At 64.2% G+C, this 22,831-nt stretch carries 26 protein-coding genes; 10 read left to right on the forward strand and 16 right to left on the reverse strand.

The annotated features are described in order from the left end of the window. Positions 1 to 232 (forward strand): transposase (locus tag EN845_RS29730; RefSeq protein ID WP_189587429.1); only part of this gene is annotated, 232 nt, incomplete at its 5' end. 135 nt (positions 233 to 367) lie between these two features. Here EN845_RS29730 and EN845_RS29735 read toward each other — a convergent pair. Genes EN845_RS29735 through EN845_RS29745 form a run of 3 tightly spaced genes read right to left on the reverse strand, consistent with a single transcriptional unit; the run spans position 368 to position 4,229 of the window. Next, complete coding sequence (locus EN845_RS29735; RefSeq protein ID WP_127873277.1) at positions 368 to 1,336, reverse strand: substrate-binding domain-containing protein; 969 nt, start codon at positions 1,334 to 1,336, stop codon at positions 368 to 370. Further along, on the reverse strand, positions 1,333 to 2,646 hold the full coding sequence (locus EN845_RS29740; RefSeq protein WP_127873278.1) for an ABC transporter permease: 1,314 nt from the start codon (positions 2,644 to 2,646) through the stop codon (positions 1,333 to 1,335). Before EN845_RS29740 ends, EN845_RS29735 begins: the two co-directional genes overlap by 4 nt. Continuing rightward, complete coding sequence (locus tag EN845_RS29745) at positions 2,643 to 4,229, reverse strand: sugar ABC transporter ATP-binding protein (protein ID WP_127873279.1); 1,587 nt, start codon at positions 4,227 to 4,229, stop codon at positions 2,643 to 2,645. The genes EN845_RS29740 and EN845_RS29745 overlap by 4 nt, the downstream gene beginning before the upstream one ends. 218 nt (positions 4,230 to 4,447) lie before the next feature. On the opposite strand from EN845_RS29745, the gene EN845_RS29750 reads away from it, so the two are divergent. Next, complete coding sequence (locus EN845_RS29750) at positions 4,448 to 5,464, forward strand: LacI family DNA-binding transcriptional regulator (RefSeq protein WP_127873280.1); 1,017 nt, start codon at positions 4,448 to 4,450, stop codon at positions 5,462 to 5,464. 67 nt (positions 5,465 to 5,531) lie between these two features. On the opposite strand, the gene EN845_RS29755 is transcribed toward EN845_RS29750, so the two are convergent. From EN845_RS29755 to EN845_RS29775, 5 genes are all read right to left on the reverse strand, one after another. Beyond that, positions 5,532 to 6,326: an inositol monophosphatase family protein gene (locus EN845_RS29755; RefSeq protein ID WP_127873281.1), complete on the reverse strand. Its 795-nt coding sequence runs from the start codon at positions 6,324 to 6,326 to the stop codon at positions 5,532 to 5,534. Between the two features lie 84 nt (positions 6,327 to 6,410). Continuing rightward, positions 6,411 to 7,412 (reverse strand): LLM class flavin-dependent oxidoreductase, encoded by a 1,002-nt coding sequence (locus tag EN845_RS29760; protein WP_127873282.1) that lies wholly within the window; start codon positions 7,410 to 7,412, stop codon positions 6,411 to 6,413. Continuing rightward, a complete protein-coding gene (locus EN845_RS29765; protein WP_127873283.1) occupies positions 7,409 to 8,242 on the reverse strand; it encodes an arylamine N-acetyltransferase in 834 nt (277 codons plus the stop codon). The genes EN845_RS29760 and EN845_RS29765 overlap by 4 nt, the downstream gene beginning before the upstream one ends. Before the next feature lie 70 nt (positions 8,243 to 8,312). Beyond that, complete coding sequence (locus EN845_RS29770) at positions 8,313 to 9,482, reverse strand: AI-2E family transporter (protein WP_127873284.1); 1,170 nt, start codon at positions 9,480 to 9,482, stop codon at positions 8,313 to 8,315. 184 nt (positions 9,483 to 9,666) lie between these two features. Beyond that, positions 9,667 to 10,758, reverse strand: coding sequence for an LLM class flavin-dependent oxidoreductase (locus EN845_RS29775; RefSeq protein ID WP_127278270.1), 1,092 nt, complete (start codon positions 10,756 to 10,758; stop codon positions 9,667 to 9,669). A gap of 221 nt (positions 10,759 to 10,979) precedes the next feature. Here EN845_RS29775 and EN845_RS29780 point away from each other — a divergent pair, with 221 nt between their 5' ends. After that, positions 10,980 to 11,408 carry a DUF6481 family protein gene (locus EN845_RS29780; protein ID WP_127873285.1) on the forward strand — a complete coding sequence of 143 codons (429 nt, stop codon included), beginning with the start codon at positions 10,980 to 10,982 and terminating at the stop codon, positions 11,406 to 11,408. A 163-nt stretch (positions 11,409 to 11,571) separates the two neighbouring features. Here EN845_RS29780 and sugE read toward each other — a convergent pair whose 3' ends face one another. Together sugE and EN845_RS36675 are read right to left on the reverse strand one after the other, a co-directional pair. Beyond that, entirely contained in the window at positions 11,572 to 11,886 is a 315-nt protein-coding gene (gene sugE, locus EN845_RS29785) for a quaternary ammonium compound efflux SMR transporter SugE (RefSeq protein WP_127873286.1), read from the reverse strand. 200 nt (positions 11,887 to 12,086) lie between these two features. Next, positions 12,087 to 12,212, reverse strand: a complete 126-nt coding sequence (locus EN845_RS36675; protein WP_127278273.1) for a hypothetical protein — start codon at positions 12,210 to 12,212, stop codon at positions 12,087 to 12,089. A 249-nt stretch (positions 12,213 to 12,461) separates the two neighbouring features. Here EN845_RS36675 and EN845_RS29795 point away from each other — a divergent pair, with 249 nt between their 5' ends. Beyond that, on the forward strand, positions 12,462 to 13,421 hold the full coding sequence (locus EN845_RS29795) for a cation diffusion facilitator family transporter (protein WP_127873287.1): 960 nt from the start codon (positions 12,462 to 12,464) through the stop codon (positions 13,419 to 13,421). Between the two features lie 116 nt (positions 13,422 to 13,537). Continuing rightward, positions 13,538 to 13,942, forward strand: a complete 405-nt coding sequence (locus EN845_RS29800) for a GFA family protein (RefSeq protein WP_127278275.1) — start codon at positions 13,538 to 13,540, stop codon at positions 13,940 to 13,942. Between the two features lie 245 nt (positions 13,943 to 14,187). On the opposite strand, the gene EN845_RS29805 is transcribed toward EN845_RS29800, so the two are convergent. Beyond that, complete coding sequence (locus EN845_RS29805; protein ID WP_127873288.1) at positions 14,188 to 15,441, reverse strand: DNA recombination protein RmuC; 1,254 nt, start codon at positions 15,439 to 15,441, stop codon at positions 14,188 to 14,190. Positions 15,442 to 15,544: 103 nt separating this feature from the next. Here EN845_RS29805 and def point away from each other — a divergent pair, with 103 nt between their 5' ends. The 4 genes from def to truA are packed head-to-tail and all read left to right on the forward strand — an operon-like array spanning position 15,545 to position 18,310. Then, complete coding sequence (gene def, locus EN845_RS29810) at positions 15,545 to 16,075, forward strand: peptide deformylase (protein WP_127278277.1); 531 nt, start codon at positions 15,545 to 15,547, stop codon at positions 16,073 to 16,075. Between the two features lie 5 nt (positions 16,076 to 16,080). Beyond that, complete coding sequence (gene fmt / locus EN845_RS29815; RefSeq protein ID WP_127873289.1) at positions 16,081 to 17,034, forward strand: methionyl-tRNA formyltransferase; 954 nt, start codon at positions 16,081 to 16,083, stop codon at positions 17,032 to 17,034. Continuing rightward, complete coding sequence (locus EN845_RS29820) at positions 17,031 to 17,537, forward strand: N-acetyltransferase (protein ID WP_127280837.1); 507 nt, start codon at positions 17,031 to 17,033, stop codon at positions 17,535 to 17,537. Before fmt ends, EN845_RS29820 begins: the two co-directional genes overlap by 4 nt. A gap of 23 nt (positions 17,538 to 17,560) precedes the next feature. Beyond that, the gene (truA, locus tag EN845_RS29825; protein ID WP_127873290.1) at positions 17,561 to 18,310 is read left to right on the forward strand and encodes a tRNA pseudouridine(38-40) synthase TruA; all 750 of its coding nucleotides are present in this window, start codon (positions 17,561 to 17,563) and stop codon (positions 18,308 to 18,310) included. A gap of 31 nt (positions 18,311 to 18,341) precedes the next feature. Here truA and EN845_RS29830 read toward each other — a convergent pair whose 3' ends face one another. Then, complete coding sequence (locus EN845_RS29830) at positions 18,342 to 18,974, reverse strand: transporter (RefSeq protein ID WP_127280839.1); 633 nt, start codon at positions 18,972 to 18,974, stop codon at positions 18,342 to 18,344. A gap of 5 nt (positions 18,975 to 18,979) precedes the next feature. After that, positions 18,980 to 20,173, reverse strand: a complete 1,194-nt coding sequence (dapE, locus tag EN845_RS29835) for a succinyl-diaminopimelate desuccinylase (protein WP_127873291.1) — start codon at positions 20,171 to 20,173, stop codon at positions 18,980 to 18,982. Positions 20,174 to 20,297: 124 nt separating this feature from the next. Here dapE and EN845_RS29840 point away from each other — a divergent pair, with 124 nt between their 5' ends. Continuing rightward, positions 20,298 to 21,341, forward strand: a complete 1,044-nt coding sequence (locus tag EN845_RS29840) for a 2-dehydropantoate 2-reductase (RefSeq protein ID WP_127873292.1) — start codon at positions 20,298 to 20,300, stop codon at positions 21,339 to 21,341. On the opposite strand, the gene EN845_RS29845 is transcribed toward EN845_RS29840, so the two are convergent. The 3 genes from EN845_RS29845 to EN845_RS29855 form a co-directional block, all read right to left on the reverse strand. After that, positions 21,241 to 22,017, reverse strand: coding sequence for a hypothetical protein (locus EN845_RS29845; RefSeq protein ID WP_127873293.1), 777 nt, complete (start codon positions 22,015 to 22,017; stop codon positions 21,241 to 21,243). The genes EN845_RS29840 and EN845_RS29845 overlap by 101 nt on opposite strands. Positions 22,018 to 22,092: 75 nt before the next feature. Beyond that, the gene (locus tag EN845_RS29850; protein ID WP_167531520.1) at positions 22,093 to 22,476 is read right to left on the reverse strand and encodes a DUF805 domain-containing protein; all 384 of its coding nucleotides are present in this window, start codon (positions 22,474 to 22,476) and stop codon (positions 22,093 to 22,095) included. Next, positions 22,469 to 22,831 carry a DUF805 domain-containing protein gene (locus tag EN845_RS29855; RefSeq protein ID WP_127873295.1) on the reverse strand — a complete coding sequence of 121 codons (363 nt, stop codon included), beginning with the start codon at positions 22,829 to 22,831 and terminating at the stop codon, positions 22,469 to 22,471. The genes EN845_RS29850 and EN845_RS29855 overlap by 8 nt, the downstream gene beginning before the upstream one ends.

Consider the following 22,831-nt stretch of genomic DNA (forward strand, 5'->3'; position numbering starts at 1 on the left):
CAGGCAGATGATCAAGGCTGCCGGCGCCAGGCTTTGGTACCTGCCGCCCTACTCTCCGGACCTCAATCCGATTGAGCAGGCCTTCGCCAAGATCAAACACTGGATGCGCCAGGCTCAGAAACGCACCATCGAGGAAACTTGGCGCCACATCGGCCACCTCGTCGAAACCATCGAGGCAGCCGAATGCAAGAACTACTTCGAAAACGCCGGATACGCTTCCGTCAAAACATGAAACGCTCTAGTCGCCGGCGTTGCAGAAGGGCGCCGGCTTCACCACAGCTCCCTTCTCCCCGTCACTATACGGGGAGAAGGTGCCGGCAGGCGGATGAGGGGCTGCGCCAACCGAGGCCCCTCAAGCTCCACTATCTCACAGGCCGTTGTCTTTCAGCACCTGGGCGGCGTTTTCCTTGGTGATCTTCTGCGTCGGCAAGGTGATGGTCTTCTCGACCTTCTCGCCGTTCAGGAACTTGATCGCCTGGCGCAGGCCTTCCGCACCTGGGGTGACATAGGTGAAGGTCGCCGTCAGCTCGCCCTTGTTCACCATCTGCACGCCTTCGTTGGGCAGGCCGTCGATGCCGATGAACTTGATGTCCTTCTCGCGGCCAACATCCTTGGCCGCGAGATAGGCGCCGTAGGCCATCGGGTCGTTATGGCCGTAGACGAGATCGATCTTCTCGTTGGTCTTCAGCGCGTTGGCCATCAAATTGTAGGCCTGATCCTGTTTCCAGTCGCCCGACTGCTGGTCGAGCAGATATTTGATGCCCGGTTCCTTGTCGGTGAATTCATGGAAACCGTCATGGCGGTCATGCGCCGGCTGGGTACCCATGCCGCCCCAGATCTCGACGACATTGCCTGCCGCCTTGCCTTTGCCGCCGAGCAGTTCGACGGCATATTCGCCGGCCGCGCGGCCGATCAGCTTGTTGTCGCCGCCGACGAACTGGGTGAAGTCCTTGGTGTCGACGTTGCGGTCGAGCACGAAGACCGGAATCTTGGCGTCGATCGCCTGCTGCACGACGCCGGTCAGGCCGGCCGATTCCTTCGGCGACACCAGGAGCGCGTCGACTTCCTGGCGGATCAGGTTCTCGACGTCGGCGACCTGCTTCTCGGTCTTGTCCTCGCCGTCGGTGATGATCAGCTCGACATCGGGATGCTTGGCGGCCTCGGCAATGATGTCCTTGTTGAACTGGGCGCGCCAGGGCTCGATGGTGGTCACCTGCGAGAAGCCGATCTTCCACTTCTTGTCCTGGGCGAAGGCATGTCCGGTGGAGAGCATTGCCGTGGTGGTCAGCAGGGCCGCACCGAATGCGGCAAGCTTCAGCATGTCACGTCGTTTCATTTCTTGTTTCCTCCGAGATTGAGAGACGGTGTCTCTTGCGACGGCCGTTTCGCGGCGGCCGTTTCCTTGTGCGCCGCTCCGGGCAGGCGCAGATAGGCCATGAGATCGCCGGCATTGCGCTCCTGCACGAGCACGGTGCCGATGATGATCATCCCCTTCAGCACCAGCTGAAGGTTCGAATTGATGTTGTGGAGCTGCAAGATGTTGGACAGCAGCCCGAAGATCAGCACGCCGCAGAAGGTGCCTGTCAGGCTGCCGCGCCCGCCCATCAGGCTGGTGCCGCCGATGACCACGGCGGCGATGGCGTCGAGCTCCAGCCCGGCGCCGGCATCCGGCTTGCCTTGCCGGTACTGCGCTACGTAGAGCACGGCGGCGATGCCGGCGAGCAGTCCTGATATGGCATAAGTGGCGATCTTGACGCGGCCGGCGGCGATGCCGGAAAGCCTTGCCGCCTCCTCATTGCCGCCGATGGCATAGACATAGCGGCCGAACGGCGTGAAGCGCAGCACCGCGCCGTAGATGACGATGGCGCCGAGGAAGAACAGGCCGGGCATCGGGATGACGCCGAATACCAGCGAGCGCAGCAGCTCGAAATCGGCGGTGGCGTTGGAGCCGGTATAGACCGGCAACACGGCATTGTTCTGGCCGGCGGTGAGCCGGGCGATTCCGAGCGCCGTCACCATCATCGCCAGCGTGACGATGAAAGGCTGCAGCCGTCCGCCGACGATGATGAAACCGTTGATGGCGCCGAACAGCAGACCAACGCAAGGCGCCACCAGAAGCACGCCGAGAACGCCGAATTTGGGCTCGATCTGCGGCAGCAGGTACCAGAGCGAAAGGCAGCACAGGACGATGCCGACGATTGCCGGCGTGACCAGCCCACGAACGGTGTCCAGCCTCACGTCGCGGGCCACGGCATCAACGCCGGCGCGGGACTTTTCCACGTTGAGGAAGATGAAGCGCGTGACCACGAAGCCGAGACACAGCGCAACCAGGGCAACCGTCGGCACGCCCAGCACGACGCCCGGCGTCACGCCCGGAACCGTCAGCAGCATGGCGCACACCACCGAGCAGATGGCCATCAGCGAGCCGACGGAAAGGTCGATGCCGCCGGTGATGATCACCGCCGTCATGCCGGTGGCGATCAGCCCGGTGGTCGACACCTGGCGCAGCACGTCAAGGAGATTGCCGTAGGACAGAAAGATGTTGTTGCCCTTGGAACTCACTGGCGAGCCCAGCACGCCGATCAGGAAGATGGCGATCAGGCCCCAGTAGAGCTTGGTGCGGGACAGGAGTTTCAGTGCGGTCATGCGGCGGGTCTCGATAGGGTCCGGCGCGGTGCCGCGAGGCGCATGATGGCCTCCTCGCTCGCCGCTTCGCGGGAAAGGATGCCTGTCTGGCGGCCGTCGGCCATCACCAGGATGCGGTCGGAAAGATGCAGCAATTCCGGCAGCTCGGAACTGATGACGGCGATGGCCAGGCCATCGCCCGCCAGCCGGAAGATGAGGTCGTAGATCTCGCGCTTGGCGCCGACATCGATGCCGCGCGTCGGCTCGTCGAGCAACAGCACCCTCGGCCTGGTCGCCAGCCACTTGCCGATGACGACCTTCTGCTGGTTGCCGCCCGACAGCGTGCCGGCGGGCTGGTCGATATCCCGGCAGCGGATGCCGAGCGCCTTGACCGCTTGCCGCGCCAAGCCCTGTTCGCCGGCTAGCGAACGGATGCCGAAGCGGGCCAGCGCGCCGACCAGCGGCAGCGCCACATTGTCCGATATCGAGGCCTGCAGATGCAGGCCTTGCGTCTTGCGGTCCTCGGTGACCAGAGCGATGCCCAGCCGCCGCGCATCGCGCGGTGAGCGGATGTCCACCGGCTGGCCGTCGAGCCGGATCTCGCCGCCGGCACGGCCATCGCTCGAGCCGAAGATCGCTTCCATGATCTCGGTGCGGCCGGAGCCCAGCAACCCGCCAATGCCGAGGATTTCTCCGGCGGCCAGATCGAAGCTGATGCCGCCGATCACCTGCCGCCAGCCCTGGCGGTCTGGCTTCGACAGCGACAGATCGCTGACCGAAAGTACGGTCCTGCCGCCGGGATCCCGCTCGTCCTGGGAGGATGCTAGCAGGTCCCGTCCGACCATCGCCGAAATGATGGCATTTTCGTCAAGCTCGGCCATCGGCCGCGTCAGCACATGGCGCCCGTCGCGGAACACGGTGACGCGGCCGGCCAGATGCATGACCTCGTCGATGCGGTGCGAGATGTAGACGATGGCGACACCGCTGTCGGCAAGCTGGCCGATGATGCGAAACAGCCGTTGGCATTCGGCCGGCGACAGTGCCGAGGTCGGCTCGTCCATGATCAGCATACGCGCCGACATCGACAGCGCCTTGGCGATCTCGACCAGCTGCTGTTCGCCGACACGCAGCGCGCCGACGCGTGCGTCCGGATCGAGTTCGATGCCGAGCCGCTGCAGGAGGGCGCTTGCCGCGCGGCTGCTCGCCTTGCGGTCGACGATCAGACCCGCGATCAGCTTCTCGCGCCCGAGAAAGATGTTGTCGGCGACGCTCAGTTCCGGCACCAGGTTGAGCTCCTGGTGGATGATGGCGATGCCCGCGTCCTCGGCGTCGCGCACGCCGGCGAAGCTGACCGGCCTTCCGTCGATGCTGACCGTGCCTTCGTAGCCGGTATAGACGCCGGAGAGGATCTTCATCAGCGTCGACTTGCCGGCGCCGTTCTCACCCATCAAGGCATGCACTTCGCCGCGCCGCAATTCGAAGCCGACATCGACGAGCGCGGCGATGCCGCCAAAGCTCTTCGAAATATGCTCGGCGCTCAGAACGGTGTCCGAGCGATCCGATGTCGCATTGCGCGCCGAGGAAAGGGAATTGCTCTGTTCCATGACAATGGCGGCCTCCCTTCCGTCTTCGTCAGCTTCTCGAACGCTAATCTAAACGTTTCGATCCTGTCAAGCCGATATAGGGTGACGAAACTTTGATGCATTTCAATTCTTGCCTAAAATGGCGGGATTCCGTAGGTATTGCTGGCAAGGGGTGACGAAACGTTTCGAAAATGACAGCGTCAGGGCCAAAAAAACAACGCAAATCCACCGCGCCCACCATGTTGCACGTGGCCGAAGCGGCGCGTGTCTCGGTCGCCACCGTGTCGGCGCTGATCAACGGCACCGCAACCGTGAGTCCGGAGCTCAGCGCTCGCATCGAGCAGGCGATCCGCGATATCGGCTACAAGCGCAACGCCATCGCCCGCAGCCTGAAGATGGGTACGACGCGCACCATCGGCTTGACCGTTCCCCACATCACCAACCCGTTCTTCACCGCCGTCGTCTCGGTCATCCAGCAGGCCTTCGATCGCGCCGGCTATGCCGTCATGCTGTGCTGTACGGACGAGGATTTGAACACCCAGGACGACCAGATCAGGCTGCTGCTCGACCGCATGGTCGACGGGCTGATCGTGGCGCGCGTCGGTGACGGCGCGATCCTCGAGCGGATCGTCGCCGATGCCAACGTGCCGGTGGTGCTGATGGATCGCCTGTGCGAGGGGGTCGACACCGACGCCGTGGTTCTCGACAACCAGCGCGCGGTGTTCGACGCCATCAGCTATCTGATCGACCTCGGCCACCGCCGCATCGGGTACATCACCGGCACCTCGGATATTTCACCCATGCATGACCGCATGACCGGATATTGCGAGGCGCTCCAGGCCGCCGGCTTGCCGGTGGCCGAGGAACTGGTTCGCTCCGGCAATTTCCACGAGATCGACGGCTACAACGCAACCATGCAGCTGCTGTCGCTGCATGACCGGCCAAGCGCGATCTTCTCGGCCAACAACCCGATGGTGATCGGAACCATGAAGGCGATCCGCGACATCGGCTTGGCCTGTCCGGAGGACATTTCGGTCGCTTGCTTCGACGATTTTCCTTGGTCCGACGTGTTCCAGCCGCAGCTGACCACGGTGGCGCAGCCGGTGCAGGCCATCGGCGAGCAAGCGGCCAATCTGCTGCTCGACCGCCTCGCCGGCAACCGGGACGCGCCGCCGCGCAAGCTCGTGCTCAAGGGCCGCCTGATGATCCGCAATTCATGCCGGCCGCTGGGGGCGGTTCAGAGCGTCAGTGCCTAAAGCATGATGCCGAAAAATGTGAAGCGGTTTTCGGACGCCATCCTGCTTCCCGAGATTTGGAGCCTGATCAGGGCGTAAAGACACCGGAACACAGCGCCTGCAGCTTCGAAAACACGCCCTTGCCGCCCGTGATGACCTGCGTGCCGCTCTGCAGCACCGTCTTCGGGTCCGCCTTCAGAACGGTGCCGCCAGCCTCCTCGATCAACAGCATGCCGGCCACGCAGTCCCAGGCGTTCATGTGTTCTTCGACATAGCCGAGCAGCCGGCCCGAGGCGACATAGGCGAGCATCAGGGCGCCTGACGCGTTGCGGAAGAAGACGCCGCCTTCGGCGAGGATCTTCTTGATCAGCACGGCGATGTTTTCGGCCTCGGCCCGGTTTGAGAAGCCGGTGCCCACCGAGCCCTCTTCCAGGCCGGTCGCCGTACTCGCCTTCATCGGTCTGCCGTTGACGAAGGCGCCGCCGCCCAGCCTTCCGTGGAAGGTCTCGCCGGTCGATGGCTCGTGGATGACGCCGACGATCGTCTCCCCATCCCGGGCGCAAGCGATCACCACGCACCAAGCCGGAATGCCGCGCACGAAATTGGCGGTGCCGTCGATGGGGTCGATCACCCAGACATGGCCGGTAGAGCCGGCGACCGAGGCATGCTCCTCGCCGACGATGCCGTCCCGCGGATAGTCGGCGGCGATCGCCGCGCGGATGAACAGCTCGACCTCGCGGTCGGCTTGCGAGACCAGGTCCTGATGGCCCTTGCTCTCGATGGTCAGGCTGTCGAGATCGCGGAAATATCTCAGGCCGAGTTCGCCGGCGCGCCGCGCCAGATCGATGGCGAACCGCATGCGTGCTTCGAGATCATTTGTCACGGGAAAGCTCACTTGCTGCCGATGGATGCCTTGCACTTAGCAGAGCATTGTGACCGGCAAAAGCACCCGGCGAAGTACAAGACGTCAGGCCGCTTGCGACAGCGATTTGTGTGCCTCGGCCAGGATTTCGAAGGAACGCACGCGGGCGGCGTGATCGAATATCTGCGCGGTGACCATCAGCTCATCGGCGCCGGTGCGGCGTACGAACGCATCGATGCCTTGGCGGACCGTTTCCGGCGAGCCGACGACGGCGCAGGACAGCGCCTGGCCGAGCATGGTCTTGGCCATCGGGTCGAGATCCCGGTCATAGCTCTCGACCGGCGGCGGCAATCTTCCGGGCCTGCCGGTGCGCAAATTGACGAAGGCCTGCTGCAGCGAGGTGAACAGCAGACGTGCCTCGGCGTCGGTGGGCGCTGCAAAGACATTGAGGCCGAGCATGACATGTGGCTTGTCGAGCTGCTCGGACGGCTGGAAGCGCGAGCGGTAGACGTCCAGCGCGTGGTCGAGTTCCGCCGGGGCGAAATGCGAAGCGAAGGCATAGGGCAGGCCGAGCATGGCGGCGAGTTGCGCGCCGTAGAGGCTCGACCCGAGAATCCAGATCGGCACCGTCTGGCCTTCGCCAGGCACGGCGCGCAGGCGCTGGCCTTCCTCGGCCGGCAGGAAATAACCCATCAGCTCGACGACATCCTGCGGGAAATTGTCGACGCCGGCCTCGAGATTGCGGCGTAGCGCCCGCGCCGTGTTCATGTCGGTGCCGGGAGCGCGGCCGAGGCCAAGGTCGATGCGGCCTGGAAACAAGGCCGCCAGCGTGCCGAACTGCTCGGCGATCACCAGCGGGGCATGGTTGGGCAGCATGATGCCGCCGGCGCCGACGCGAATGGTTTTGGTGCCGCCGGCAACATGGGCGATGACAACCGATGTGGCCGCACTGGCAATGCCTGGCATGTTGTGGTGCTCGGCCAGCCAGTAGCGCTTGTAGCCGAGCCGCTCGGCGTGGCGGGCGAGGTCGAGCGAATTGGCGAGCGATTGCGAGGCATCGCTGCCTTCGACGATCGGCGACAGGTCGAGGACGGAAAGTTCGGTCATGTACTGGTCTCCACGATCTTCTTCTCGCGCACCCGAGCCTCGAAGGCCGTGCGGTCGGGAATGGTGATGCCGAGCTGGCCTTCCAGCGTGTCGGCGAGTTCAGTGGCTGTGGCGATCTGCTTCTGTTCGGTGCGGCCATCAATGTGATGGATCGACAGGCGATCGCCGCGCAGCGCGTAGCGCCGGTCGGGCGCGGCGCGCGCCGCCAGAACCGAGGTCAGGAAATGCGATGCCGGGTTGGTCGACATGAAATAATTGGTGACGGAATAATCGACCTCGTATTGAGGCTGCAGATCGAAGCGATACAGCGAGCGCCAGCCGCCGCCGATGGCGGCCTGCAGGCGGAAGTGATCGCCGGTTTCAACGATGCGGAACGTTTCGTGCGGGGTCGTTTGTTCGAGGTCCGGCTCGAGCAGCAGCGGGGCGGTCAGCGTCAGGCCGCCGAAGCCGACATCGGCTATATAGGTCCGGCCATCGAGCTCGGCGCGCAAAAGCATGTGGCTACGCGCCGTGATCGCGTCCTCGCTCTGACCCCACAGCACACGCGCGGCGAGGCCGCCGACCTCGAAGCCAAGCGCCTTCAGCGCGTGCATGAAAATGAGATTGTGCTCGAAGCAATAGCCGCCACGCCCGTCGAGGACCATCTTGTCCTGCAGCGATGCGGCGTCCAATCGGACCGGGCGCCCCAGAAACGGATCCATGTTCTCGAAGGGGATCGCCTGCGGATGCAGGAAATGAAGCGTCTTCAGCGTGTCGAGCGAAGCATCACTGGAACCGGCATGGCCGATCCGGGCGAAATAGGCGTCGAGGTCGAAGGGAGCGTCGTTCATCGGGAAGGGCACCGGGCACTGATCGGGCGGATATAGGGATTCGATCCCGCCGCCGCAAACGGTGCGCCTGTTATGCGGCGGTCGTGCCGTCCTGTTCGTCGGCGTCCTCCTCCACGACCGCCGTATCTTGGGCGGCGAGAAAATTGCCGACATGGCTAAGGCTCTCGAAATGGTCGCAGAACACCTTGACGACGACCAGCAGCGGCACAGCCATCAGCGCGCCGACGAAGCCCCACAGCCATGACCAGAATGCGATGGCGATGAAGATCGCCACGGCGTTGATCTCGAGCCGCCGCCCGACCACCATCGGCGTCACGAACTGGCCTTCGACGATGTCGCACAACACCAGGAAGGCAGGCGCCAACAACGCGTAGGCGATCGTGTCGAAGCTGATCAGCGCGATGACCGTGACCAGGACGAGCGTGATCATGGCCCCGACATAAGGCAGGAAATTGAGCAGAGCGGCCGCGGCGCCCCAGACCAGCGGATTGGGCATGCCAAGCGCCCACAGGCCGAGGCCGATGACCGTGCCGAGGCCGGTGTTGATGATTGTGACGGTGAGCAGATAGTGCGAGATTTCCCGCTCGACGTCGTAGACGACGCGCAGCGCCCGCTTCTTTTCGGTGAGGCTGGCGAAGGACTGGATGATCTTCTCGTAGAACATCGTGCCCGAGGCGAGCAGGAACAGCGACAAAACGAAGATGATGGTCAGGCTTGTTCCGGCCGACAGGATGTTGCTCGCCGCCGATGAGAGGAAGCCGGACTGCGCTACCGCGACCTTCTGCACGCCCGGTTCCTGCGATGTTTCGGTCAGCCCTTCGATCTGGTGCGCGATCTCCATGATCCTCTCGACCGGCCGCCGCAACTGCGCCAGCCGTTCGGTCAGTTGCTGGCCGATGGACGACGTGTTGTTGATGAGATCGATGACGGGGCCGCTGAGCACATAGCCGGCGCTCGCGAAGACGAAGAGGGACACAAGCACCAGAAGCGTCGCAGAGACCACTTCGGGAATGCCGCGCTTGCGCAGCAGCCGCACGATCGGCGTCAGTGTCAGCGTCAGCAGAAAGGCCAGGATGACCGGCATGAAGAAGGCGCGCGCGAAATAGAGCGCATAGATGCTCATGAACAGGAAGATGCCGATGAGCAGCGAGCGCATCAGGCGTCTGTCGGCGCGCTTTGCCAAACGTGACTCCTCGGCCTCGGCAACGCCTGCGCCCAAAGCGGCGGGTTCGGCTTTCATCGTGGCCCCCTCGGCGGCGCACCACAACTGATGCAATCCGCAGACGAAAACGCCGGCACGGCTTCAAGGTTCCGTTAGCCGGCACTGCCGCACGGGCCGCCGTCGAGGGATCGTGCCGCCAATTGCGCAACCGGAGACTCGGCTGCGAGTGCGCCATATTTCATGCGATGCAAAGATTTACCCTTCAGACAATCGAGTCGGCGCCGGAGAAATCCAAGCCCGCAGGCGCCGCTACGGCCGGCACGGATTTCGCCGTTTCCTTGCGCACGATCGGCGCCACCTTGGTGCCATAAAGCTCGATCGCCTTCATGATCTTGGCGTGCGGCATGGTGCCGATCGCCATTTGCAGCAGGAAGCGGTCGTTGCCGAAAATCCTGTGCTGGGCGACGATCTTTTCCGCCACCTGCTCCGGATTGCCGACGAACAGCGCACCATCGGGACCACGCGACTGGTCGAAATGCGCGCGCGATGTCGGACCCCAGCCGCGCTCACGGCCGATGCGGTTCATCACCTCGGCTTGCGGGCCGTAGAAATCGTCCGCCGCCTGCTCGGTCGTGTCGGCGATGAAGCCATGCACGTTGATGCTGGTGGCCAAGCCTGCCGGATCGCTGCCGGCGCGCTTGGCTGCATCACGGTAGAGGTCGAACAGCGGCGCGAAACGCGCCGGTTCGCCGCCGATGATGGCAAGCGCCAGCGGCAGGCCGAGCGCGCCCGCGCGGGCTGCCGATTGCGGCGTTCCGCCAATCGCGATCCAGACCGGCAGCCTGTCCTGGAAGGGTCTGGGATAGACGCCGCGATCGTTGATCGGCGCGCGCAGACTGCCCGACCAGGTCACCTTCACCTGATCGCGGATGGCAAGCAAAAGGTCGAGCTTTTCGGCGAATAGCTCGTCATAGTCTTCGAGGTTGTAGCCGAACAGCGGGAAGGATTCGATGAACGATCCGCGCCCGGCCATGATCTCGGCGCGGCCGCCTGACAGAAGGTCGAGCGTGGCGAATTGCTGGAAGACGCGTACCGGATCGTCGGAAGAGAGCACGGTGACAGCGCTGGTCAGTCTGATGCGCTTCGAACGCTCCGCCGCCGCGGCCAAAGCCACGACCGGCGCCGAGGCGGCATAGTCGGGCCGATGGTGTTCGCCGAGGCCAAAGACGTCGAGGCCAACCTGGTCGGCCAGTTCGACCTCCTCGATCAGGTTGCGCAGCCGCTCATGCGGGCCGATGGCGCCGGGACCCGGCACAGGGCTCACATCGGCAAAAGTGTAGAGGCCGAGTTCCATTTGAATGTCATCCCAGTGTGTTGATTGTCGCCCTAGAGGTAGCGACGCGTCCGTCGCGCCGCCAGAGGGTGGCTGGTGAACAGTGCATGTCGATTTCGGCCGGAAATGCGTCTCCCCGGTGCAACATCCCGGAATTTCATGGCTGCCATACCGTTTTGGCGCTTGAACTCCCGGTTTTCACGCGTATGTAAGCCTCGCGAATAGACTTCAAGGAAGTGGACTTGGCTATCTACAGGGAAAAAGACATTTTCGAGCGGCGCAATGCCGCGACCGAGGCAAAGAAGGCGCTTCTGGAGCGCTTCAAGTCAAAGCCGGCAGCAGACGATCCCGCGGTGCTGGCACGACAGGCCGAACGCAAGGCAATTCTTGCGGCACGTGAGATCCGCGAGGCCGAAAAGGCCAAGCTGAAGCAGGAAAAGCTGGCGCGCGAGGCGATCGAGAAGGCCGAGCGTGAGGCAGCAGCTGAAGCGGCGCGCATTGCCGCCGAAGAGGCAGCGGAGGCGGAAGCAAAGCTTCGGGAGGCTGAAGAGAACGAGCGCATTGCTCGCTTGCTTGCCGATGAAGCCGAGCGCAAGGCAAAGCGCGACGCGCGCTACGCAGCACGCAAGCAGCGCACCGGCAGGACTCCTCCCGGCTTTACGGGTCGCTAAGAGCGCACTCGCCTCGACGGATGACCAACAAGGGACGCGCCAAGGCGCGGCCCTTTTTTCGCTTGTCCATGTCGCCGACCGGAAGCCCCTGCATCCGGGATGTCGGCTTGGACATCCGGGGATATCGGCTCGGTCGATGTCGCCCGCCGGCGGACAAGGCCGTTCAGGCCGCGAATTTCAGCCCCATGATGCCGCAGACGATCAACGCGATGCAGCCGAGCCTGATGGCCGTGGCGGGCTCGCCCAGCAGCCAGATGCCGAGCAGCGCCGTGCCGACGGTGCCGATACCGGTCCATACCGCATAGGCGGTGCCGACAGGCAGCGCCTTCAGCGCCAGGCCGAGCAAGGTGAGGCTGACGATCATCGACGTGACCGTGAGCACGGTTGGAACCAGCCTGGTGAACCCGTCGGTGTATTTGAGGCCGATTGCCCAGCCGATTTCGAACAGGCCGGCGAAAAACAGAAAAGTCCAGGACATCGCAACGCTCCATCGGAGCATCCAGGCTTCCGGCCTTGGCTGCTCAGTCGACAATGGCGGGTCGTCCCGGCCGAATTTTCGGAAAGTGCGAGGTCGTCCCCGCGCCGTCGATATAGGGCTGTCCGAATGCCCGATCAACACGTGCCGGCGGCATTGTCGAATGCCGCCGGTGAAATCCCGCCGCGCCGGGTTGCCGGGACTTACTTTTCCTTGAGCCTCATTGCCTTGACCGGCGGCGCCTTCAGGGCCGGAGCGGCTACAGGCTTCTTGGCGTCTTTCTTCGGTTTGCGGGCTTCCTTGCCTGCCTTCATCGCACCTTTAGCCATGATTCGTTCCTCCAGTTGCGGGAAACGGAGTGAAACAAGACAAGCGTCTCTAGGCAAGGGGCTGTTTCCGTCCCGCCACCACTGCCAGTGCCCGTATCAACCGCTTTTCCGGCCCCCAATGGCCTCGGGCGGGCAACGCCGAGGCCTGAACGGATCGACGGGTTATGCGTTCAGGATGGATATGGAGCTTCAGCGCGGGTGGCTAAGCTCCCCGGCACAAGCTCGCGAGTATCGGAGGCGGCGAGGAAGATGGCAGGGCACGGCGGCTCCAGAACGGTCATCTATGCGGCGCTTGCCGGCAATCTCGCCATAGCGCTGACCAAGTTCGCCGCCGCCTTTTTCACCGGCAGTTCGGCCATGCTGTCGGAAGGCGTGCACTCGCTGGTCGACACCGGCAATGGCGGCCTGCTGCTTTACGGCATGCACCGCGCCGCGCGCCCCGCGGACAGTACGCATCCGCTCGGGCATGGCCGGGAGCTCTATTTCTGGAGCTTCATCGTCGCCCTGTTGGTCTTCGCGCTGGGCGCCGGCGTGTCGTTCTACGAGGGCGTCGTCCACATCTTGGCGCCGGAGCCGGTCGCCAACGTCAAGGTGAACTATATCGTTCTGGGCCTGTCCTTCCTGTTCGAAGGCAGCTCCTGGCTGGTGGCACTGAAGGAATTCCGCAAGCAGAAGGGAAGGCAAGGCTGGCTGCGGGCCGTGCAATCGAGCAAGGACCCAAGCGTCTATACGGTGCTGTTTGAAGACAGTGCCGCCCTGCTCGGCCTGACCGTCGCCTTTGCCGGCATCCTGGCGGCGGAGATTTTCGAGATGCCCGAACTTGACGGCGCCGCCTCGATCGGCATCGGGCTCATCCTCGGCGCGACGGCAATCTTCCTGGCGCGTGAAAGCAAGGGCCTGCTCATCGGCGAGCCGGCCTCACCCGAGGTGCAGAGGAAGGTGCTGGCAATCGTCCAGCAGGATCCGGCGGTGCAGCGGGCGAACGGTGTGCTGACGGTGCATATGGGACCGGAAGAGATCGTTGCCGCCCTGAGCATCGAATTCGAGGACCATCTGGCGGCGCCGGAGATCGAGGCCTGTGTCGAACGCATCGAGGCGCGGCTGAAGAAGGAAATGCCTGAGATCGCGCGGCTGTTCGTCAAGCCGCAGACCACGGGCACCTGGGAAAAGCGGCGTAAGGTGATCGAATCCGCGTCCGATGAAAGTTGAGCATGATCCCGAAAACCCTCTTCGTGATCCATGCCCTGGCCTCTGGACCAGCGCCGCGCCGTTGCCTCGCATCCCCGCGTCGCTAAGATCAGCCGATCGATTTTGGAGGAATGACGATGAAGATAGACGGCGGCTGTCATTGTGGTGCCATCACCTACGAGGCGGAGGTCGACCCGGAAAAGACCTCGATCTGCCACTGTACCGATTGCCAACAGCTGACCGGTACGGCCTTTCGCGTCACCGTTCCCGCGCCGCAGGATCACTACCGGATCACCAGGGGCGCGCCGAAAATCTATATCAAGACCGTGGCGAGCGGCGCCAAGCGCGCCCAGGCTTTTTGTGCCGACTGCGGCTCGCACCTTTATGCGACATCGGTCGGCGACGGTCCGAAGGTCTATGGGATCAGGGTCGGGACCTCGCGGCAGCGTCAGGACCTGGTCCCGAGACACCAGAAATGGCACCGGTCGGCGCTGCACTGGCTTCCGGACTTCGAGGGCATGACGACGGTGGAGGAGCAGTAGGGTTAGTAGGCTCCCACAAGACCTCTGCGATTAGCGAAGCCTCCCATCGCTTCGTCATCCTCGGGCTTGACCCGAGGATCCATGCCGTGACCTTGCCGAAGGATGCCGTGGAACGGAATTCTGCACTGTTGCGGCGCGCCGCGGTCGCGGCATGAATTCTAGGGTCTGCGCGCGTCGCTCCGCTCCTTGCTCCGCCCTAGAATGACGATGGGATAGACGCTTCGCTAATCTCTGGCGTCGAGCGACTACTCTCCATCTTCGACGACCCTCAGCCTCAACTGCCCCGTCTTGGAATCAGCCACGCGCGGTGCGGCTTCCACCTTGGCGGCGCCGCCGTGTGGGACGTCGGCCTCGCCTTCTCCGAACTCCAGCGCCTCGATCTTCTGGCCGCGCTTGGTCACTTTCGAGGTCGAGACGAGGATGTCTTCGATATCCTTGGCCGACTGGCCGAAATGGCCCTGCAATTTGCGCACCCGCTCGTCGACACGCTGGACATCTTCCATCAGCCTGATGACTTCACCCTGGATCAGATGCGCCTGCTCGCGCATGCGGGCATCCCTCAGGATCGCCTGGATGACCTGGATCGACAGCATCAGCAGCGAAGGCGAGACGATGATGACGCGGGCGCGGTGCGCCTTCTGCACGACCGCCTCGAAATTCTCATGGATTTCGGCGAACACCGATTCCGACGGCACGAACATGAAGGCCGTGTCCTGCGTCTCGCCCTGGAGCAGGTATTTTTCCGAAATGTCGCGAACATGGACCTCGATGTCGCGGCGAAAGGCCTGGGCCGCGACCTTCTGCAGGTCGGCGCCGTCGGCGGCGCGGATGGCATTCCATGCTTCCAGCGGAAATTTGGCGTCGATGGCAAGTGACGGCGCGCCGTTCGGCATTTTCACCAGGCAGTCCGGCCGGCTGCCGTTCGACAGCGTCGCCTGGAATTCATAGGCCCCATGCGGCAGGCCGTCGGCGACGATCGCCTCCATGCGCGACTGGCCGAAGGCGCCGCGGGTCTGCTTGTTGGAGAGGATCGCCTGCAGCTGCACGACCTGGCCGGCCAGCGACTGGATGTTGCCTTGCGCGGTGTCGATGACCGCCAGCCGCTCCTGCAGTTTCGCCAGGCTCTCATGCGTGGATTTGGTCTGCTCGGTCATGGTCTGGCCGATGCGGCCGGTCATGGCGTCGAGGCGCTGGCCGATCGATTGCGTCAATTCGGCCTGCCGGGCGCCGAACACTTCGGCGATGGCCCCCATGCGGCCCTGCATCTCAGCCTGCGACTGCAAAATACCAGCCATGCGTGTCTCGGCGTCGCGGGCATGGTCGGCGGCCTCCGCGGCGGCGACCGCGCGCGCCTTGGCCGACCGCCACAGCGCAACGACGAGCGCCACGAACAAGCCGAGAAACAGCAAGGCGCCGAAGGCCAGCGCGTGACCCAGCGTGATTGTCGAGGCGCCGAGCCGTACGACAGGCTCCGAAAAGATGGTGCTGAGATCATTCATGTGGACAGCATAGCCGATTCGGCGGGCTGGCACAGATCAAAACGTGAACGAGGCTCAGGCGCACCGGTTGACGCCTTTCCTTGGAGGTCTTAGGTGAAACGCCATGCCGATCAAGCCGCTCATCATCCTTCCCGACCCCATCCTGCGCCAGGTTTCCAAGCCGGTGGAGCGCGTCGACGCGCCCTTGCGCAAACTGGCCGACGACATGCTGGCGACCATGTATGACGCGCCCGGCATCGGGCTGGCGGCAATCCAGATCGGCGAACCGCTGCGCATGCTGGTGATCGACCTTGCCAAGGAAGACGAAACGCCGGCGCCGCACGTCTTCATCAACCCGGAGATTCTCGAAAGCGCCGACGCGCGGTCGGTCTACGAGGAAGGCTGCCTGTCGATCCCGGATTACTATGCCGAGGTCGAGCGCCCGGCTTCCGTGCGGGTCAAATATCTCGACCGCGACGGCACGCTGCAGGAGATGGAGGCCGAGGGCCTGATGGCGACCTGCCTGCAGCACGAGATCGACCACCTCAACGGCGTGCTGTTCATCGACCATATCTCCAAGTTGAAGCGCGACATGGTGGTGAAGAAGTTCAGGAAGCTCGCCAAGGACAAGGCGCCAGGCAAACTGGTGGGATAGGGGAAATGCCCCTTCGTGTCGTCTTCATGGGTACGCCGGAGTTTTCGGTGCCGACGCTGCGCGCCATTGCCGAAGTGGGACATGATGTCGCCGCCGTCTACACGCAGCCGCCGCGCGCCGCGGGCCGGCGCGGGCTCGAGCTGACGCCGTCGCCGGTGCAGCGCGAGGCCGAGCGGTTGGGTATCGAGGTGCGCACGCCGGCATCGTTGAAAGGCGAGACCGAACAGGCCGCCTTTACAGCGCTTGGCGCCGATACCGCCGTGGTCGTCGCCTATGGTTTGCTTCTGCCCAGGGCGGTTCTGGAGGCACCCCGGCTCGGCTGCATCAACGGCCATGCATCGCTTTTGCCGCGCTGGCGCGGCGCCGCCCCCATCCAGCGGGCCATCATGGCAGGAGACCTGGAAAGCGGCATGATGGTGATGCGCATGGAGGAGGGCCTGGACACCGGACCGGTGGCATTGCTTGAAAAATGCGCCATCGACCCCGATATGACAGCCGGCGATCTGCATGATCGATTGATGAGCGTTGGCGCTGCCCTGATGGTGGAAGCGCTGGCACGGCTGGAACGGAATGCCCTGACATTTACCGCGCAAGCGGCCGAAGGGGTGACTTACGCCAGGAAAATCGATAAATCCGAGACGCGCGTGGACTGGACGCGGCCCGCGGCCGATGTCCACAATCACATTCGTGGCCTGTCGCCCTTTCCCGGCGCCTGGTCCGAAATTGAATTTGGCGGCCGCATGGAACGGCTGAAACTGCTTCGCTCGACGCTGTCCGAAGGCCTGTCGCCTTCGGAAGATTTGGGCGAGTCGGGAGGAATTCTCGATGACCGGCTGACGGTCTCCTGCGGAAAAGGCGCGATCAGGCTGGTCGAAGTTCAACGTGCGGGCGGAAAGCCCGCCGCCGCGTCGGAATTCCTGCGCGGAGCCAAGATCGAAAAAGGACTGAAATTCTCATGAGCATGATGTCGATACGCGCGGCGACGCCGCGGGACCGCGAGGCCATCCGCCTCGTCGAGGAACACGCTTTCGGCCAGCAGGCGGAGGCCGGACTGGTCGACGCGCTGGTGACCGGCGGTGATGCCGTCGTCGAACTGGTGGCGGAAGAAGACGGGCAGGCCGTTGGCCACATCCTGTTTTCGCGCCTGTTCGTGCAGAACGGCGGCAAGAGTTTTGCCGCCGTGGCGCTTGCCCCGCTGGCGGTGGAGCCGTCTTTTCACGGCTCCGGCATCGGTGGCGCGCTGATCCGCGAGGCCCATATCCGGCTCAAGGATGCTGGCGAGACGCTGGCCGTTGTGCTTGGAGATCCGGCCTATTACGGCCGTTTCGGCTATAGCCACGCCCGGGCTGAAAAGTTCGACAGCGAATACCAAGGCGAGGCGCTGCAGGCGCTGGCCTGGGGTGACGCACCCGAAGCCGGCAGGCTGGTCTACGCCTCCGCCTTCACCGCTCTCGCCGCCTAGGCGAGAGCGTACAGCCGACCGGCATGCCGCGTTTTCGCCTCGACATCGAATATGACGGCAGCCTGTTTGCCGGCTGGCAGCACCAGGCCGATCAGCCTTCGGTGCAGCAGGCGATCGAACAGGCGATCGAGAAATTCTGCGGCGAGGCGGTCCGGCTGCGCGCCGCCGGCCGCACCGATGCCGGCGTGCACGCCACCGCGCAGGTGGCGCATGTCGACCTTGCCAAGGCGTGGCCCGACGACAAGGTGCGCGATGCCATCAATGCGCACCTGCAGGCGGCGGGCGCGCGCATTGCCATCCTGAAAGCTGCAGTCGTTTCCGACGACTTCGATGCCCGTTTCTCGGCCACCGGCCGGCACTATCTCTACCGTGTCCTCAATCGGCGCGCGCCTTCGGCACTGGAACAGGGCAAGGTGTGGTGGGTGCCGAAGCGGCTCGATGCCGCCGCCATGCACGAGGCGGCGAAGCTCCTGCTCGGCCGGCACGACTTCACCACTTTCCGCTCCACCCAGTGCCAGGCCAACAGCCCGGTCAGGACGTTGGAGCGGCTCGATGTCAGCCGAACGGGTGACGTGATCGAGGTGAGAGCCTCGGCGCGGTCTTTCCTGCACAACCAGGTGCGCTCCATGGTCGGCTCGCTGAAGCGGGTCGGCGACGGCGGCTGGACATCAGGCGACCTCAAGGCCGCGCTCGAGGCGCGAGACCGCGCCGCCTGCGGCCAGGTGGCGCCGCCCGATGGGCTTTTCCTGATAGGCGTCGATTACCCCGGATAGACACCAACTCTGCCCTGGCTAGAACTGGGCTCTACCCCGGATAGAGTCCCGAGAGGCTCTGAGCCCCGATATCGTCCGGCACGGCGATGCCAAGCAGCATCTGCAACCCGAACAGCACCAGCAGCGAAGCGATGAACATGCCGACGAAAACGGCGGTGCCGACGGCCGCGCCCTTGCCGATCGTGGCATTGGTCATGCGCCAGGTCAGCACCATCGACAGGGAAAATAGGAGCAGCGACACAAGGCTCGAGACCTGGCTTGTCGATGACAGGAAAAGCCTGATCAGCGCCGAGGGCAGCATCAGCCAGGCGGTGATGGCCGAGGCCCAGTTGCTGGCGACGACATAGTGGACGAAGCGCCCGCCAATGCCGGCGCGCGGCGCCACCAAGGCGAGCGCTACCAGCGGCAGCACCCAGGAGCCGATATCGACCGTCGCCAGCCGCACCAGCATGGAGAAGCGGCCGGCGAAGGCATCGGGATCGCCGATCTGGTTGGCGATGCCGACCCAGCCGACGATCAGCGCCGGAGCCGCGATGATGATGGCGAAGAACGAATTCCAGAAGCCGTCGGCCGACAGGTCGAGCAGGCGCAGCCCATCGGCCTTGCCGAGCATCAGCCGCCAGGCGCCGGTCAGCGAAGCTTGGGTTTCGTCCGCCGAAAGCATGCCGGTCAGCCCTGTCCGAACCAGTCGTCGATGAAGCGCTGGTAGATTCGCGTCAGCGTTTCCAGATCGGCAATGGCGACGCGCTCGTCGACCATGTGCATGGTCTTGCCGACCAGGCCGAATTCGACCACCGGGCAATAATCCTTGATGAAGCGCGCATCCGATGTGCCGCCGGAGGTGGACAGCGCCGGCTTTTTGCCGACCACCGCACCGACGGAGCCGCTCAGCGTCTCGACCAGCCTGTCGTCGCGGGTCAGGAAGACATGGCTCGGCCGGTCGCGCCAGACGAGGTCATAGTCCACCGGCGTCTTCTTGCCTGGCCGATACTTCTTGCGCCCCGCCGCCTGATCGAGGCGGTTGTGGATTTCGGCCTGGACCGTCTCGGCCGTCCAGCTGTCGTTGAAGCGGATGTTGAAGGTGGCGGTCGCCTTGGCCGGAATGACGTTGGTGGCCGGGTTGCCGACATCGATGGAGGTCACCTCCAGATTGGTCGGCTGGAAATCCTTCGTGCCCTTGTCGAAGACCGGGTGCAGCAAGGCATCCACCAGGCTCATCAGGCCGCGCACCGGATTGTCGGCAAGCTGCGGATAGGCGGCATGGCCCTGGCGGCCATTGACGGTGATGCTGCCCGACATCGAGCCGCGCCGGCCGATCTTGATCATATCGCCAAGCGTGTCCGGATTGGTCGGCTCGCCGACGATCGAGGCGTCCCATTTCTCGCCTTTGGATGCGGCCCATTCGAGCAGCTTGACCGTGCCGTTGATGGCAGGCCCTTCCTCGTCGCCGGTGATCAGCAGCGACACCGAGCCCTTCGGTCCGCCATTTGCCTCGACATGGCGCGCCACCGCGGCGATGAAGCAGGCAATGCCGCCCTTCATGTCGACAGCGCCGCGGCCATACATCTCGCCATTGGCGATCTCGGCGGCGAAAGGCGGGTGCGTCCAGGCGGCTTCGTCGCCGACAGGCACCACGTCGGTATGGCCCGCGAACATCAGGTGCGGGCCGTTGCCGGAGCGCCGTGCATAGAGGTTCTCGATATCCGGCGTGCCCTCCTCCGAGAACACTGGCCGGTCGACCAGGAAGCCGAGCGGTTCCAGCATCGCCTCCAGCGCGCTCAGCGCGCCGCCTTCGGCTGGTGTCACCGAGGCACAGCGGATGAGAGAGGCGAGGTTTGCGGCGGGATCAGTCGGCAGCGTCATGGCAAAAGCGATAGTCGAAAGCGAAAGGCCTGTCACGGCCAGACGTAGGGGCCAGCCCCATGGCCGACGATACCGCCGACATTATGGTTTTCATGTCGTATAGTCGACTGATGCGGAGCAAGAGATGGAAAACGGGGAAAAGAGGATCGTCATTGCCGGCGCCGGCAGCATTGGCTGTTATGCCGGCGGCTGCCTGGCACTCGCCGGGCGGCAGCTTGTCCTGCTCGCCCGACCGCGCATCGAGGCAGCGCTGCGGCAGGGCGGATTGCGCGTCAGCGACCTCAAGGGCCGCGATCGACTGATCAAGCCGGAAGCACTCGCCGTCACCGTGGATCCCGCTGTCGCCTTGCCGGTGGCCGATGTGATCCTGGTTACAGTCAAGAGCGGCGCGACGCAGGATATGGCGGCCCTAATCAAGGCCCATGCCCGTCCCGATGCCGTGGTGGTGAGCCTGCAGAACGGCGTCGACAATGCCGACAAGCTGCGCGCGGCGCTTGGCCGGCAAACGGTGCTGGCCGGCATGGTGCCGTTCAATGTCGTGCAATCGCCGGACGGCGAACTGCCGCTGCGCGTCCACCGTGCCAGCGACGGCAAGGTAATGGTTGAAGATGGGGACGCCGGCCTTGCCCGCCTTCTCGACGTCGAAGGCCTCGCCGTCGAAGCGCATGGCGACATGAAGGCCGTGCTGTGGGGCAAGCTTATGATGAACCTGAACAATGCGCTGGTGGCGCTGTCGGGCCTGCCGCTGGCGACCGAACTCGCCGACAGGCGCTGGCGGCTGATCCTCGCCGGCCAGATCGATGAGGCTCTCCGGGCGATGAAGGCCTCGGGCATCGAGCCGGCGCGCATCGCCGGCCTGCGCCCTGCGCTGCTGCCGAAGGTGCTCAGGCTGCCCGACTGGCTGTTCAAGCTCCTGGCGCGGCGCATGCTGGCGATCGACCCCGAGGCGCGTTCGTCGATGTGGGATGATCTGCGGCGCGGCCGGCCGACCGAGATCGACGACCTGCAGGGTGCTGTCTTGCGGCTCGCCGAAAAAGCCGGCACGCAGGCGCCGACGGTCCAGCGGGTCAGCGCCTTGGTGCGCGCGGCGGAAGCCGAGCGGCTTGGCTCGCCGGGCCTGGTGCCGGAGAAGGTTCTGGCGCCGCCGGCCGGCCGTCGATCAACGTGATCTTCTGCCAGATCTTGCGCGACAGGTTGGACGCCAGGTTCTCGATGTCGTTGACGCCGTCGATGACGACGGCGTCATTGACGGACTGGGCGAACAGCGCCGCGATCTTGCCGGTGATCGACAGCATTTCGGAGCAATAATCGAGATAGCGCGCGAGATCGGCGGCATTGGTGATGCGGGCCGGCGAATGCGAGGTCGGCTTGAAACTGGCCGACAGCGCCGCCGGATCCTTGGTCAACTGGTGCATGTCGATGACGTGGATCAGCGAACGCAGGCCGTGCAGCTGGCGAAACACCTGCTTGCGCTTGATGCGCTCCTCTGTGCGGATCAGGGCAAGGAAACCGAGTACGGCGAGGATGATCATGTTGATCGTGGCTTCGATGCCTTGCACCGACTGCACCGCGTCGTCGGCCTGGGAGATGTGAATGAGCGGCAAGATGGTGCCGACGAACAGGAAGATCAGCGCGCCCGCGATCACGGCGGCGACGATGATGCCGCGCAGCCACCAGATCGGCGCTTCCAGTGCCTTGGCGGCCTTGGCCAGATCGCGCGACAGCGACACCAGTTCGGCGGCGACGCCGCGCAGCCCGGCGTCCGGGAAACGGTCGGCGACGCGGCCTTCAAGCCGCTCGGCGGTTTCGATGATCAGTTTCGGATCAAGCGTGCGGTAGCGCATGGCGAGATATCCGATCGGCCCCTAGAACATGATGCCGAAAAGTGCGGAGCGGCTTTCGGACGACATCATGCCTCTCTATCTCTTCGATTCAGCCGGCTCGTTGGTGCGCCGGCCATAGCGGTTGGGCCCAGGCTGCCCTGGAAACAGGCACAACACAAGGAAGGCGACGATCGAGACGACCGGCACGAACAGGATCAGCGCGGCAATGCCCGGCTTGTCGAAGTCGTGCAGACGCTTCACCGCCAGCGCGATGTTCGACCACAGCGAGGCGATGAAGGCGATGAAGAAGATGAACGACCACATATTGCTCTCGGCCGAGCCCTCCGGCACCAGCGTGAAGCGGTACAGCGGGAACGCCTGGATGATGGCGACGAGCAATCCGCCGAGAAAATAGGCCGCGCGGCTGACGCGGCCCGATGTCTTGAAGAAAAGCCAGTTGAGATCCGATCTTTCAGGCAAGCGGGTCCGATCCATATTGGTTGGCACCCTTGGTGCCTTCGAGGATGCCGAGTTCGACCAGCAGCCAGATGCCGCCGATGATGGGTACGAGGCCGATCAGCGTCCACCAGCCCGACTTGTTGCGGTCGTGCCAGCGTTTGGCATAGAGGGCAATCGCGAAATAGATCGATGCCAGCGCGAAGAGGATGCCGATGATGCCGATCTGGGCACCGCTGGCGGTGGTGAAACGCGTGCCGAGGATCGCATCGAGAATGAAAGCGATAATGCCGATCACGATGAATACGCCGATGCCGGCCCAGAACTTGGCTCGGTTGATGCGGCCATCAAAGCTTGTGAGCAGATACTTCCAGTCCAT

Source organism: Mesorhizobium sp. M8A.F.Ca.ET.202.01.1.1, assembly GCF_004791595.1.
In the GTDB taxonomy this organism is placed as follows: domain Bacteria; phylum Pseudomonadota; class Alphaproteobacteria; order Rhizobiales; family Rhizobiaceae; genus Mesorhizobium.

Bases quoted from the DNA above. Each gene is read 5' to 3' on its own strand.
- EN845_RS29735 (WP_127873277.1), bottom strand. From the start codon at position 1,336: ATGAAACGACGTGACATGCTGAAGCTTGCCGCATTCGGTGCGGCCCTG.
- EN845_RS29740 (WP_127873278.1), bottom strand. From the start codon at position 2,646: ATGACCGCACTGAAACTCCTGTCCCGCACCAAGCTCTACTGGGGCCTG.
- EN845_RS29745 (WP_127873279.1), bottom strand. From the start codon at position 4,229: ATGGAACAGAGCAATTCCCTTTCCTCGGCGCGCAATGCGACATCGGAT.
- EN845_RS29750 (WP_127873280.1), top strand. From the start codon at position 4,448: ATGTTGCACGTGGCCGAAGCGGCGCGTGTCTCGGTCGCCACCGTGTCG.
- EN845_RS29760 (WP_127873282.1), bottom strand. From the start codon at position 7,412: ATGACCGAACTTTCCGTCCTCGACCTGTCGCCGATCGTCGAAGGCAGC.
- EN845_RS29765 (WP_127873283.1), bottom strand. From the start codon at position 8,242: ATGAACGACGCTCCCTTCGACCTCGACGCCTATTTCGCCCGGATCGGC.
- EN845_RS29770 (WP_127873284.1), bottom strand. From the start codon at position 9,482: ATGAAAGCCGAACCCGCCGCTTTGGGCGCAGGCGTTGCCGAGGCCGAG.
- EN845_RS29775 (WP_127278270.1), bottom strand. From the start codon at position 10,758: ATGGAACTCGGCCTCTACACTTTTGCCGATGTGAGCCCTGTGCCGGGT.
- sugE (WP_127873286.1), bottom strand. From the start codon at position 11,886: ATGTCCTGGACTTTTCTGTTTTTCGCCGGCCTGTTCGAAATCGGCTGG.
- EN845_RS36675 (WP_127278273.1), bottom strand. From the start codon at position 12,212: ATGGCTAAAGGTGCGATGAAGGCAGGCAAGGAAGCCCGCAAACCGAAG.
- EN845_RS29795 (WP_127873287.1), top strand. From the start codon at position 12,462: ATGGCAGGGCACGGCGGCTCCAGAACGGTCATCTATGCGGCGCTTGCC.
- EN845_RS29800 (WP_127278275.1), top strand. From the start codon at position 13,538: ATGAAGATAGACGGCGGCTGTCATTGTGGTGCCATCACCTACGAGGCG.
- EN845_RS29805 (WP_127873288.1), bottom strand. From the start codon at position 15,441: ATGAATGATCTCAGCACCATCTTTTCGGAGCCTGTCGTACGGCTCGGC.
- def (WP_127278277.1), top strand. From the start codon at position 15,545: ATGCCGATCAAGCCGCTCATCATCCTTCCCGACCCCATCCTGCGCCAG.
- fmt (WP_127873289.1), top strand. From the start codon at position 16,081: ATGCCCCTTCGTGTCGTCTTCATGGGTACGCCGGAGTTTTCGGTGCCG.
- EN845_RS29820 (WP_127280837.1), top strand. From the start codon at position 17,031: ATGAGCATGATGTCGATACGCGCGGCGACGCCGCGGGACCGCGAGGCC.
- truA (WP_127873290.1), top strand. From the start codon at position 17,561: ATGCCGCGTTTTCGCCTCGACATCGAATATGACGGCAGCCTGTTTGCC.
- EN845_RS29830 (WP_127280839.1), bottom strand. From the start codon at position 18,974: ATGCTTTCGGCGGACGAAACCCAAGCTTCGCTGACCGGCGCCTGGCGG.
- dapE (WP_127873291.1), bottom strand. From the start codon at position 20,173: ATGACGCTGCCGACTGATCCCGCCGCAAACCTCGCCTCTCTCATCCGC.
- EN845_RS29840 (WP_127873292.1), top strand. From the start codon at position 20,298: ATGGAAAACGGGGAAAAGAGGATCGTCATTGCCGGCGCCGGCAGCATT.
- EN845_RS29845 (WP_127873293.1), bottom strand. From the start codon at position 22,017: ATGCGCTACCGCACGCTTGATCCGAAACTGATCATCGAAACCGCCGAG.
- EN845_RS29855 (WP_127873295.1), bottom strand. From the start codon at position 22,831: ATGGACTGGAAGTATCTGCTCACAAGCTTTGATGGCCGCATCAACCGA.